Consider the following 11,909-nt stretch of genomic DNA (forward strand, 5'->3'; position numbering starts at 1 on the left):
AAGATGCTATGTTTAATTATGGAACGAAGCTGTTGAGCGTTAACAGTTGATTCTGAGAAAAATAAGTATTATACGATGAGTGTCACACAAAAAAAAGGTTTGTTTTCAAATTTAAAGCATGATGTTCCGGCTTCCATAGTTGTTTTTTTGGTTGCTGTCCCACTTTGTTTGGGAATTGCATTAGCATCTGGAGCTCCGTTGTTTTCTGGTGTTATTGCAGGTATTATTGGAGGAATTGTAGTTGGAGCAATTAGTGGCTCACAACTAGGAGTTAGTGGACCAGCGGCCGGCTTGGCAGTTATTGTGCTTTCAGCCATAAGCGAGTTAGGTTCATTTGAGATCTTTCTAACAGCTGTTGTTATCAGTGGGTTTATACAATTAATACTTGGTTATGCAAAAGCCGGTATTATTGGTTATTATTTTCCATCATCCGTTATCAAAGGAATGTTATCTGGAATTGGTATTATTATTATCCTAAAGCAGATACCTCATAGTTTAGGTTATGACAAAGATTTTGAAGGAAGTTTGAAGTTTGCTCAGGCAGATGGTCATAATACCCTATCAGAACTCTTTTATATGTTTGAGGCCATTAGTCCTGGAGCGATCATTATTACAGCATTGTCAATGTTGGTACTTATTCTATGGGAACGTCCGTTTATGAAAAGGATTAAGTTGTTTAATGTCGTTCAGGGCCCTTTAGTTGTGGTCGCCATTGGCATTGTGCTGAATCTGATTTTTCAAGCGATGCCTTCATTCTCATTAAAGACAGATCAAGTGGTGGCCATACCTGTTGCTGAAAGCATTTCTGGTTTTATTGGACAGTTTACAACACCCGATTTTAGTCAGATTATGAATCCTTCAGTATGGGTAATTGCTGCAACTATTGCAATCGTAGCCAGTTTAGAAACTTTGCTTTGCCTTGAAGCAACCGATAAGTTGGATCCACAAAAGAGGGTAACACCGACTAATCGCGAGTTGAAAGCGCAAGGAATTGGTAATGTTATTTCTGGTTTAATCGGAGGATTGCCTATTACTCAGGTTATTGTACGAAGTTCAACAAACATTCAGTCTGGCGGTAAAACTAAAATGTCTGCCATCCTACATGGTGTGATCATGTTATTATGTGCATTGGCCATCCCCAAAGTTCTTAATCTGATTCCATTGGCAAGTTTAGCTGCCATCTTATTTGTGGTTGGTTATAAACTGGCAAAACCTTTACTGTTTAAGCAAATGTATGGTTTAGGAAAAGAGCATTTTATTCCGTTTATGGTAACGATACTTGGTATTGTTTTTACCGATTTGCTTGTTGGAATTGTAATGGGATTGGTAGTTGCCGTGATGTACATCCTCTACAATAATTACAAAAAGCCATTCTTATTTGAAGAAGGAAAACACCTTAAAGATAAAGTTCTTCATTTGGAGCTGGCTGAAGATGTGACGTTTATTAATAAAGCCAGCATTTTGAATACATTAAGTCAAGTGCCGAATGGTTCGAAGGTAATAATTGATGGCAGCCGTTGTATAAATATTTGTCATGATGTAATTGAAATCATCGATGAATTTAAAACGAGTGCTAAATACCGCGACATAGAAATTGAAGTAAAGAGCCGTCAAAAACGAGGCGTTAGTAATCAGCGTCGTGTAGCTGAATTTGCACTAAGCGAGAATTAGGTACTGAATTTGTAAAACACATTCGCGAAATCAAAAAAAATATTAATATGAGTACAATAACACAAACAGTGCAATCGCAGGCTAATATCACTCCTGCCGATGCAATTCAATTATTAAAGGAAGGGAATAAGCGCTTTGTTGAGAAAAAGCAAATTGAACGTGATTTGTTGCAACAAGTTAATGAAACTGCCGGAGGTCAATATCCTTTTGCAGCAGTTGTAAGTTGCATCGATTCTCGTATTCCAACTGAGGTGGTATTTGATCAGGGTATTGGTGATATATTTAATGTACGTGTGGCCGGTAATATTGTTAATGAAGATATATTAGGAAGCCTTGAGTTTGCTTGTAAACTTGCCGGAGCAAAAGCTATTGTAGTTTTAGGTCATACCTCTTGTGGAGCAGTAAAAGGAGCATGCGATGATGCTAAGCTAGGTAATTTGACTCAAATGCTTGGTAAGATTAAACCCGCTGTGGAGTTAACACCTACCGCCGAAGGTGAAGCCAGAAATTCGGGTAATATCGAATTTGTAAATAAGGTGGCCGACAAAAATGTTGAGCTCACCATCGAGAATATTAAATCACAAAGTACTGTTTTAAACGAAATGTTTGATACAGGCGAAATTTCCATAGTGGGAGCCATGTACGATGTGAAAACAGGAAAAATTACCTTTAGTTAGTTATGTTCCCCGGGTTGAGTGTTTCTGTTTCCTGAGTTAGATTTACATTCAACCCTTTAATTTTACCTGAGTGGTGGTTCGGTTTCAGACGTGATTTCGAATCACCATTTTTTAGTATTGAATCATTAATATGAAGGTATTCGTAGTGTTAATTCATCACTTTGGAGTGAATGATTCTTACAATTTTCTTATGGAATTAAAAAAAATGTAATTTCAGGTTTGGTTTTTAAAAATATTATTTCAAATATTTGTGACGAACAATTGCAAAAGCAAAACATGAATTTGATTTTAACACATAAAGGCTGGTGGCATTATACTTATCTTTCAAATGAGAGTTAGGAGTAACCGTCGTATATGTAAAAAATATAAACAAAGGCTTATCGAAACTCTCGATAAGCCTTTTTTAATTCCTTAAATTTAACCAAACATGGACACTATAAACATCAAAACAGTAGCATCACCAATACCGGCTAATGTGGCAGACGTAACTACGCCGGTTAGCTTATACTTAAAGCTACGAGATGCCTACCCAAATACCATATTACTTGAAAGTAGTGACTATCATGGAAGTAGTAACTCGCTCTCATTCATCTGTTTTAATCCCTTATATGAGTTTATTGCCGATAATGGTGAAGTTAGGCAAGGTGAAGCACACAAGGCACTTCAACCTATTGCCATTACTAAAGAAGATAATGTACCAGCGCTTTTAGATGCTTTTATTAAAAGCTTTCAGGTTGATAATAGTGATTGTCCAATTAAAGTTAATGGCCTGTTTGGCTACTCAACTTTTGATGCTGTTCAGTATTTTGATACACTTGAGTTTACAGCTGAGAAAAAAGAAGCTCATACAATTCCTGAATTGCGCTATACTTTTTACAAATACATTGTAGCCTTTAATCATTTTACGAATCAACTTTATTTGATTGAAAACCTAAAGGACGGCGACGAAAGTTCAAGTCAACAAATTATTTCTGAGTTTTATAACCGAACTATTCCAACGTTTCAATTCAAACCATCCAATAATGAGGTGTCGAATCTAAACGATGAGGAATACATGGCTATGGTCACAAAAGGAAAAGAGCATTGCTTTCGTGGCGATGTTTTCCAGATAGTTTTATCGCGCCAGTTTCGTCAGCAATTTTCCGGCGATGAGTTTAATGTCTATCGTGCACTACGCAATATTAATCCATCACCTTACTTGTTTTACTTCGATTATGGGAGTTACAAAATATTTGGTTCGTCGCCCGAAGCTCAATTGGTAATTGATAACAATGTGGCCACCATTAACCCCATTGCCGGAACTTTCAAACGCACAGGTGATGATGTTAAAGATCAGGAGCTGGCTATTCAACTAAGCGAAGATGAAAAGGAGAATGCCGAGCATGTGATGTTAGTTGATTTAGCGCGAAACGATTTAAGTCGCAACTGTGAAAACGTGACTGTAAACACCTATAAAGAGGTGCAGTATTACTCGCATGTATTACATTTAGTTTCCGATGTGAGCGGTGAATTACAAGATGGTTCTATTGCCTCACGAGTTATGGCAGATACCTTTCCAGCTGGTACTCTATCAGGTGCTCCAAAATATAAGGCCATGCAGCTGATTGATTCCATCGAAAATCAGAATCGCGGTTATTACGGAGGATGTATTGGTAACATTGGCTTAGATGGTAGTTTTAATCAGGCCATTATGATTCGCTCATTCTTGAGTAAAAACAATACTTTGTTTTATCAGGCCGGGGCAGGTGTAGTTAGCGAGTCCAAAGAGGAAAACGAACTACAGGAAGTCAATAATAAATTGGGAGCTTTAAAGAAAGCTATCCAAATGGCGCAAAATTTTTAAGTGAGGTAACAAGCATTATTGAAAGAGGCCGAAGATATATTTGATGCTTCTTTTACGCTAACTACTATAATACTAACCAAGCTGTTAATAGCTATCAATTATGAAAATATTAGTTTTAGATAATTACGACTCATTTACCTACAACCTTGTTCATTACGTAGAAGAGATTGTGGATGACAAAGTTGATGTGTTTCGCAACGATGAAATAAGTGTAGCTGATGTTTCAAAGTACGATAAGATATTGTTGTCTCCTGGGCCTGGTATTCCTGATGAAGCGGGCATTTTAAAAGAGCTTATTAAGACTTATGCCTCAAGCAAAAGTGTTTTCGGTGTCTGTTTAGGTTGTCAGGCCATTGCCGAAGTATTTGGAGGCAGTATCAGAAATCTTAATAAAGTGTATCATGGTGTTGCCACACCTGTTACTGTATCAAATACCGATGAGTACATTTTTAAAGGCTTGCCTAAAAGTTTCAAAGCAGGTCGTTACCACAGTTGGGTAGTCAATGAAGAAGATTTACCTAAAGAATTACTCATTACATCTAAAGAAGCCGAAGGACAGATAATGGGCTTAATGCATAAACAATACGATGTGCATGGCGTGCAGTTTCATCCCGAATCGGTGCTTACAGAGCATGGTAAAGAGATGATTCGGAATTGGATAGAACATTAAGATGCTAGCCTCTAGGAAATAATTAATAGCTTTAAATGAAACGATTAACCAACTTGCTAGCTTCTAATCGCTAGCCTCTATCTACTAATAAGATGAATATCAAACAAACCATAAAACAATTACTCAATCATAAAACGCTTTCACGACAGGAAGCGAAAGTGATATTGCTTAATATTGCTAAGGAGAGCTATAATAAATCAGAAGTGGTTGCTTTTCTCACGGTTTTTATGATGCGCCCCGTTACCGTTGAAGAACTCTCTGGTTTTAGGGATGCTTTATTGGAACTGTGTTTACGCATCGACTTATCCGATTTTAGAACGATTGATATGTGTGGGACTGGTGGCGATGGACAAAACACCTTTAATATTTCAACACTCGCTTCATTGGTTGTAGCCGGAGCTGGTGCCAAAGTATCAAAGCATGGTAATTATGGTGTTTCATCGTCGTGTGGTTCATCAAATGTAATGGAATATCTGGGCTATCAGTTTACAAACAGTGAAAGCAAATTGAAGGAACAGCTCGACCAGGCAAACATCTGTTTTTTGCATGCCCCTCTGTTTCATTCGGCTATGAAGGCAGTGGGACCCATTCGCAAAGAATTGGGATTAAAAACTTTCTTCAATATGCTGGGGCCAATGGTGAATCCTTCTTTCCCCGAAAATCAATTGGTGGGCGTGTTTAGTCTGGAGTTGGCGCGTGTTTATCAATACATTTATCAGCAAACCAATAAGAACTATACCATTGTGCACGCTTTAGATGGGTATGATGAAGTTTCATTGACTGGCGATTTTAAAGCGATTAGTAATTCTGGTGAGCATATATATTCACCTACTGATTTTAGTATGAAACAAATTGAGCCCACTGAAATATTTGGTGGCAACACAGTACCTGAAGCTGCTGAAATTTTTAAAACGGTATTGAATGGTAATGGCACTGAGGCAAAAAACAATGTGGTAATTGCCAATGCTGGACTGGCCTTAAATTGCTATTATCCTGAAAAAGGATTAGAACAGAATATTGAATCAGCCCGCCAATCGTTGCTTGAAGGAAAAGCAGCTAAAGTATTATCCACCTTATTAAGTTTGTCATAAGCCCATAAAGAAATGAACATCTTAGATAAAATAGTCGCACAAAAAAAGATTGAAGTACAGCAGGCTCTTAAGGCTGTTTCAAAGGAACAATTAATGGATCAGCCTTTGTTTAATGAGCCGGTGCCTTCGTTAAAAACTTCCATCGCCAGTCCCGAGAGGTCGGGTGTGATAACTGAGTTTAAGCGCCAATCGCCATCCAAAGGCATTATTAACGGCACATCTAAAGTTGAAGATGTCACAAAGGGCTACGAACAGGCTGGTTCATCTGCATTATCAGTATTAACGGATACACAGTTTTTTGGTGGCAGCAATGCCGATTTAACGGCTGCACGTCGAGTGACGACTATTCCAATTCTGCGAAAGGATTTTATTATTGACCCATACCAAGTGTACGAAGCTAAAGCCATTGGTGCCAGTGCCATTCTGCTTATTGCGGCTATTTTGGATGTTAATCAAGCCAAAGAACTAGGAGCATTGGCTAATTATTTGGGAATGGAAGTGTTGATGGAATTACATGCGCCCGAAGAGGCTGATAAACTGAATCCCTTCGTTGATGTGGTGGGAATTAATAATCGTAACCTGAAGACTTTTGAAGTAAACCTGGAGCAATCTATAAAGTTGGCGACATCGTTACCTGATGATAAATTAAAGATTTCCGAAAGTGGTATTCATTCGCCCGAGGATGTGTTTTTTCTTCGTAAGAATGGATTTGATGGTTTCTTAATTGGCGAGAACTTTATGAAGACTGATAATCCGGCACAGGCTTTTAATACGTTTGCCAAGGCCATTAGAATTAAGGAAAACGCTTAAGTATCGTTCTGTTATGAATCAAACCCCCGAAATAAAAGTTTGCGGAATGCGGAATGCGCAAAACATTGCAGATCTCATAAAGCTAAAGCCAGATTACATGGGTTTTATCTTTTATGAGAAATCGCCACGCTACATTGCACAAGCACCCGATGTCGATTTTGATAACAGTATTAAAAAAGTAGGTGTTTTTGTTAATGCCAGCGAGCGCACTATTAACGAAAAGCGCATTCAGTTTGGCTTAGACATAATACAGCTACATGGCGACGAAAGTCCTGAATTATGCTACTTGATAAAACAATCCGGAGTGCAAGTGATGAAAGTGTTTCGTGTCGATGATGATTTTGATTTTCAGATAACAAGGCGCTACCAGGATTATTGCGACTATTTTTTATTTGATACGCAAACTAAAGCTTTTGGTGGAAGTGGAACGAAATTTAATTGGCGATTATTAGAACAATATAACAATGCTCGCCCTGTGTTTTTGAGTGGTGGTATTGGGCCCAATGATGTTGAAAGTATTACCAGCATTAAAGGCCTTAATCTTAAAGCCATTGATGTGAACAGTAAATTTGAAACCGAACCAGCATTGAAAGACATTGAACGTCTGGCCGGTTTTATCAATAATATTAGAAAACCTGAAGCTTAATGAGTACACGAAATAAATATCAGGCAGATGAGAATGGCATGTATGGCCAATTCGGTGGGGCATACATACCAGAGATGCTATATCCAAACATCGAAAATCTTAAAGCGGTTTATGAAGACATTATTGGCTCTGCAGCTTTTCAACAAGAATACAAATCACTTTTAAAAGATTATGTAGGGCGGCCGTCACCTTTGTATCTGGCCAAACGATTATCCGAAAAATACCAGACCAATATTTATCTTAAACGTGAAGATTTAAACCACACAGGTGCACACAAAATTAATAACACTGTTGGGCAAATTTTGATTGCAAAGCACATGGGTAAGGAGCGCATTATTGCCGAAACTGGTGCTGGCCAGCATGGTGTTGCATCGGCAACGGCTTGTGCACTTATGGGATTAAAATGCGTGGTGTACATGGGTGAGGTGGATATTAAACGACAAGCTCCAAATGTGGCACGTATGAAGATGCTTGGTGCTGAAGTAAAAGCTGCGACGTCAGGTAGTAGAACTTTAAAAGATGCCACTAACGAAGCCTTGCGCGATTGGATTTGTAATCCTGAAGATACCTTTTATTTGATTGGTTCGGTGGTGGGGCCACATCCATACCCAGATATGGTAGCGCGCTTACAGGCAGTTATCAGCGAAGAAATAAAGCAACAGATTAGTGAGAAAACCAATAAAGACTATCCGGATTATGTCATAGCATGTGTTGGAGGTGGTAGTAATGCAGCGGGTTCGTTCTATCATTTTCTGGATGATGAACGTGTGAAACTGGTTGCAGTTGAAGCCTCGGGCATGGGTGTTGATTCGGGCGAAACAGCGGCTACCATTGCATTGGGCGATATGGGCATTATCCATGGCAGCAAAACTTACTTAATGCAAAGCGATGATGGACAGATAACTGAACCTTATTCCATTTCAGCTGGATTGGACTATCCGGGGATTGGACCTCAGCATGCTCATTTGTTTGATACTAACAGGGCGCAATTTCTGTCGGCCACCGATAAGGAGGCTTTAGATGCTGCTTTGCAATTAACACAGTTGGAGGGTATTATTCCGGCGCTTGAATCGTCGCATGCCCTGGCGGCATTGGATAAAATGACCTTTAGTGAAAATGATTCAGTTGTGATTACCCTTTCAGGTAGAGGGGATAAAGACATGGCAACATATATGGAACGCTTCGGATTTTAATTATGAATAGATTACAACAACTTTTTAGAGATAAAAAAGATATTTGCTCGGTGTATTTTACGGCTGGGTATCCTAATATAGATGATACCTTGCCAGTACTTAAGGCATTGGAGGATGCAGGCACTGACCTGGTAGAATTGGGCATGCCATTCTCTGACCCATTGGCTGATGGACCAACTATACAGGCCAGTAGTGAGCAGGCTTTGGAAAATGGCATGAGTATTAAACGATTGTTTGAGCAAATCAAAGACATGCGTCAAACCATATCGATGCCGGTTGTCCTGATGGGCTATTTTAATCCGGTTTTTAAATATGGGATTGAGAATTTTATTGCTAAATGTAAAGAGGTGGGCGTTGATGGGCTCATCTTGCCAGATTTACCTTTTGATGAATACCGTGAGAAGTACCTGGAGTTATTCGAAGAGGCTGGTATTGCCAACATCTTTTTAATCACGCCTCAAACATCCGATGAACGAATAAAACTAATTGATGCGAATAGCAATGGCTTCATATATGTCGTCTCATCTGCTTCAGTAACAGGTGCTAAAAAGGAAGTTGAGCAGGGACAAATTAACTATTTTAATCGGGTGAATAATATTGGGTTACAATCACCACGACTGATTGGTTTTGGTATAAGTAACCGTTCAACTTTTAAAACCGCTTGCCAACATGCCTCAGGCGCTATAATAGGTAGTGCTTTTGTAAAACTCATTGGAGAACATGGAGCTGAAGGCAGCAAAATAGAGGAATTTATTAAAAGTATTAAGTAAAAGTCAAAAGACTATCGAACATTAACCAACATCACACAAAGTATTAGAAAATGCAAAACACCGCTATCATTCGCATTCACTGTCCTGACCAGCCAGGGATTGTTTCCAGAGTAACCAATTTCATCAGTACCCATAATGGTAATATCTTGTTTCTCGATCAGCATACCGATAGAGCAGAGAAGCGTTTCTTTATGCGGGTAGAATGGGATTTGGATGGTTTTGCCATTGATGCTAATTCCATTGAAGAAGTTTTTACGCGAGCCATTGCAGAACCTATGGAAATGGTTTGGACACTTAACTTTTCATCACAAATACCACGCATGGCGATATTTGTATCGCGAGCATCTCATTGTTTATATGATTTACTGGCTCGATACAGTGCCGGTGAGTTAAATGTGGAAATTCCATTGATTATCAGTAATCATAAAGATTTGGAGATTGTGGCCAAGCAATTTGATATTCCATACTACCATTTGCCGCTGACAAAAGAAAACAAAGCAGAAACAGAAGCAGAGCAGATTCGTTTGTGTAGTGAATATAAAGTGGATTTTATTGTGTTGGCACGTTACATGCAAATTTTATCTCCCGAATTTAATGCACAATACCCAGATAGGATAATCAATATTCATCACTCTTTTTTACCTGCTTTTGCAGGTGCTAAGCCATACCATGCAGCACACTCGCGTGGTGTAAAGCTTATTGGGGCAACAGGACATTATGTGACTTCAGATTTGGATGCTGGACCAATTATTGAACAAGATGTTGTAAAGATTTCACATCATGATACTGTAAAGAGTCTGGTTCAAAAAGGAAAAGATGTTGAGAAAATGGTTTTATCAAGAGCAGTGCAGGCACATATCGAACGAAAGACATTGGTATATAAAAATAAAACCATCATATTCGCCTAACTAAAATATTTTCAAATTTTATTTTCAACCCATGAAACAGTTTGTATTAATTATCTCAATTACATTAATAAGTTTATCCGTTTTTGCACAAACACCAGATGAGCGCGGTTACATAGTTAAGATTGGTGATCCGGCTCCTGATTTTGAAATGACTTTAACAGATGGTAGCATTGTTAAACTATCCGATTTGCGCGGAAGTGTTGTGATGCTTCAATTTACAGCCAGCTGGTGTGGTGTTTGTCGAAAAGAGATGCCTCATATCGAAAAGGATATATGGCAAGCCTTTAAAGATAAAGGTCTAAAGGTGTTTGGCGTAGACCGAGATGAGCCTAAAGAAAAAGCATTGGAGATGATCGAATCAACAGGCATCACTTATCCGATGGGATTAGATGATAATGCTGATATTTTTGGCTTATATGCCGATAAAAAATCCGGTGTAACCCGTAATGTTTTAATAGATAAAGAGGGTGAAATTATTTTCTTAACCCGCTTATTTAATAAAGAAGAGTTTGGAGAGTTGGTGAGGAGGATTGGTGAGGAGATGGAGTAAGTCCGAAGCGATGAGTCCGAAGTCCGAAGCAATAGCTGGTATTTCACCGAAATTATTAACTAACCTTATATGAAAACATTTAGAGAATTAATAGTATGGCAGAAGTCGATGGATTTGGTTACAGAAATTTATGAGGAGGCCAAGACTTTTCCAGAGGAAGAAAAATTCGGTTTGACAAATCAAATAAGGAGAGCTTCGGTATCAATCCCATCGAATATTGCTGAAGGTTTTGGTAGAAAGTTTGATGGTGATTTTGCTAGGTTTATGTCGATCGCCATGGGCTCAAATTATGAAGTTCAAACCCAATTAGAGATAGCGAGAAATGTTGGTTTTATAGTAAATGAACAGCTCGTTATATTAATTGAGAAATTAGAAGCCATAGATAAGATGCTAAAAGGTTTAAAGTCTAAATTGAAATAAAAATGGTTGAAAAGATGGACGATTCTTCGGACTCCGGACTTCGGACTCCGGACACTCAAAATATCGTAATTATTAAGTACAATGCCGGTAACATTCGCTCGGTTACAAATGCTTTGGTACGCCTTGGCTATGAAGCTGAGGTAACAGCCGATCCTAAGAAAATAAAAGAAGCTGATAAGGTTATTTTCCCGGGTGTTGGTGAGGCTAGTACCACAATGGCTTTTTTACGTAATACCGGTTTGGACGAGGTTATTATTAATCTGAAGCAACCGGTTTTAGGTATCTGTCTGGGTATGCAGCTAATGTGCAGCTTCTCAGAGGAGGGGAGTGTTGATTGCCTGGGAATTTTTGATGAGCAGGTAAAGAAGTTTCAACTACCTGAGACTAACCTGCAAAACATTAAGATTCCGCATATGGGTTGGAATAAGATTACAAATGTGAAGGCACCGCTTTTTGACAGTTCTCTGGAAGGCGAATATGTCTATTTTGTGCATAGTTATTATGTGGCAATGGGAGAACATACAGTCACCACTACCAATTATATTCATCCTTATAGCTCATCTCTTCAGAGAGATAATTTTTATGCAACTCAGTTTCACCCCGAAAAGAGCGGGGAGGTTGGAGAGCGTATATTGGCTAATTTTTTAAAACTTTAAAATA

The 11,909-nt window shown here is 38.6% G+C and carries 13 protein-coding genes; all 13 read left to right on the top strand.

Annotated features, from left to right (window positions below; translation table 11 throughout):
- The first annotated feature begins 75 nt into the window (after positions 1-75).
- The 13 genes from JIV24_RS11080 (at position 76) to hisH (ending at position 11,905) form a co-directional block, all read left to right on the top strand.
- Complete coding sequence (locus JIV24_RS11080; protein WP_200465104.1) at positions 76-1,671, top strand: SulP family inorganic anion transporter; 1,596 nt, start codon at positions 76-78, stop codon at positions 1,669-1,671.
- Between the two features lie 47 nt (positions 1,672-1,718).
- Positions 1,719-2,348 (top strand): carbonic anhydrase family protein, encoded by a 630-nt coding sequence (locus tag JIV24_RS11085; RefSeq protein ID WP_200465105.1) that lies wholly within the window; start codon positions 1,719-1,721, stop codon positions 2,346-2,348.
- Between the two features lie 427 nt (positions 2,349-2,775).
- Complete coding sequence (locus JIV24_RS11090) at positions 2,776-4,191, top strand: anthranilate synthase component I family protein (RefSeq protein WP_200465106.1); 1,416 nt, start codon at positions 2,776-2,778, stop codon at positions 4,189-4,191.
- 100 nt (positions 4,192-4,291) lie between these two features.
- A complete protein-coding gene (locus tag JIV24_RS11095; protein ID WP_200465107.1) occupies positions 4,292-4,861 on the top strand; it encodes an anthranilate synthase component II in 570 nt (189 codons plus the stop codon).
- 92 nt (positions 4,862-4,953) lie between these two features.
- Positions 4,954-5,952: an anthranilate phosphoribosyltransferase gene (trpD, locus tag JIV24_RS11100; RefSeq protein WP_200465108.1), complete on the top strand. Its 999-nt coding sequence runs from the start codon at positions 4,954-4,956 to the stop codon at positions 5,950-5,952.
- Positions 5,953-5,964: 12 nt separating this feature from the next.
- Positions 5,965-6,762 (top strand): indole-3-glycerol phosphate synthase TrpC, encoded by a 798-nt coding sequence (gene trpC, locus JIV24_RS11105; RefSeq protein ID WP_200465109.1) that lies wholly within the window; start codon positions 5,965-5,967, stop codon positions 6,760-6,762.
- A 46-nt stretch (positions 6,763-6,808) separates the two neighbouring features.
- Positions 6,809-7,408, top strand: coding sequence for a phosphoribosylanthranilate isomerase (locus JIV24_RS11110; protein ID WP_200465110.1), 600 nt, complete (start codon positions 6,809-6,811; stop codon positions 7,406-7,408).
- Positions 7,408-8,601: a tryptophan synthase subunit beta gene (trpB, locus tag JIV24_RS11115; RefSeq protein WP_200465111.1), complete on the top strand. Its 1,194-nt coding sequence runs from the start codon at positions 7,408-7,410 to the stop codon at positions 8,599-8,601. Before JIV24_RS11110 ends, trpB begins: the two co-directional genes overlap by 1 nt.
- Positions 8,602-8,603: 2 nt before the next feature.
- Entirely contained in the window at positions 8,604-9,371 is a 768-nt protein-coding gene (gene trpA / locus JIV24_RS11120; protein ID WP_200465112.1) for a tryptophan synthase subunit alpha, read from the top strand.
- Between the two features lie 50 nt (positions 9,372-9,421).
- On the top strand, positions 9,422-10,279 hold the full coding sequence (gene purU / locus JIV24_RS11125; protein WP_200465113.1) for a formyltetrahydrofolate deformylase: 858 nt from the start codon (positions 9,422-9,424) through the stop codon (positions 10,277-10,279).
- Positions 10,280-10,310: 31 nt separating this feature from the next.
- A complete protein-coding gene (locus JIV24_RS11130; RefSeq protein WP_200465114.1) occupies positions 10,311-10,829 on the top strand; it encodes a peroxiredoxin family protein in 519 nt (172 codons plus the stop codon).
- Between the two features lie 69 nt (positions 10,830-10,898).
- The gene (locus JIV24_RS11135; protein WP_200465115.1) at positions 10,899-11,249 is read left to right on the top strand and encodes a four helix bundle protein; all 351 of its coding nucleotides are present in this window, start codon (positions 10,899-10,901) and stop codon (positions 11,247-11,249) included.
- A gap of 14 nt (positions 11,250-11,263) precedes the next feature.
- Positions 11,264-11,905, top strand: coding sequence for an imidazole glycerol phosphate synthase subunit HisH (hisH, locus tag JIV24_RS11140; RefSeq protein WP_200465116.1), 642 nt, complete (start codon positions 11,264-11,266; stop codon positions 11,903-11,905).
- Positions 11,906-11,909 lie beyond the last annotated feature (4 nt).

It is taken from the genome of Carboxylicivirga marina (assembly GCF_016612505.1).
In the GTDB taxonomy this organism is placed as follows: Bacteria; Bacteroidota; Bacteroidia; order Bacteroidales; family Marinilabiliaceae; genus Carboxylicivirga; species Carboxylicivirga marina.

What these genes read in the sequence shown, in the direction of transcription:
- JIV24_RS11080 (WP_200465104.1), top strand. Translation starts at nt 76, where the DNA reads ATGAGTGTCACACAAAAAAAAGGTTTGTTTTCAAATTTAAAGCATGAT.
- JIV24_RS11085 (WP_200465105.1), top strand. Translation starts at nt 1,719, where the DNA reads ATGAGTACAATAACACAAACAGTGCAATCGCAGGCTAATATCACTCCT.
- JIV24_RS11090 (WP_200465106.1), top strand. Translation starts at nt 2,776, where the DNA reads ATGGACACTATAAACATCAAAACAGTAGCATCACCAATACCGGCTAAT.
- JIV24_RS11095 (WP_200465107.1), top strand. Translation starts at nt 4,292, where the DNA reads ATGAAAATATTAGTTTTAGATAATTACGACTCATTTACCTACAACCTT.
- trpD (WP_200465108.1), top strand. Translation starts at nt 4,954, where the DNA reads ATGAATATCAAACAAACCATAAAACAATTACTCAATCATAAAACGCTT.
- trpC (WP_200465109.1), top strand. Translation starts at nt 5,965, where the DNA reads ATGAACATCTTAGATAAAATAGTCGCACAAAAAAAGATTGAAGTACAG.
- JIV24_RS11110 (WP_200465110.1), top strand. Translation starts at nt 6,809, where the DNA reads ATGCGGAATGCGCAAAACATTGCAGATCTCATAAAGCTAAAGCCAGAT.
- trpB (WP_200465111.1), top strand. Translation starts at nt 7,408, where the DNA reads ATGAGTACACGAAATAAATATCAGGCAGATGAGAATGGCATGTATGGC.
- trpA (WP_200465112.1), top strand. Translation starts at nt 8,604, where the DNA reads ATGAATAGATTACAACAACTTTTTAGAGATAAAAAAGATATTTGCTCG.
- purU (WP_200465113.1), top strand. Translation starts at nt 9,422, where the DNA reads ATGCAAAACACCGCTATCATTCGCATTCACTGTCCTGACCAGCCAGGG.
- JIV24_RS11130 (WP_200465114.1), top strand. Translation starts at nt 10,311, where the DNA reads ATGAAACAGTTTGTATTAATTATCTCAATTACATTAATAAGTTTATCC.
- JIV24_RS11135 (WP_200465115.1), top strand. Translation starts at nt 10,899, where the DNA reads ATGAAAACATTTAGAGAATTAATAGTATGGCAGAAGTCGATGGATTTG.
- hisH (WP_200465116.1), top strand. Translation starts at nt 11,264, where the DNA reads ATGGACGATTCTTCGGACTCCGGACTTCGGACTCCGGACACTCAAAAT.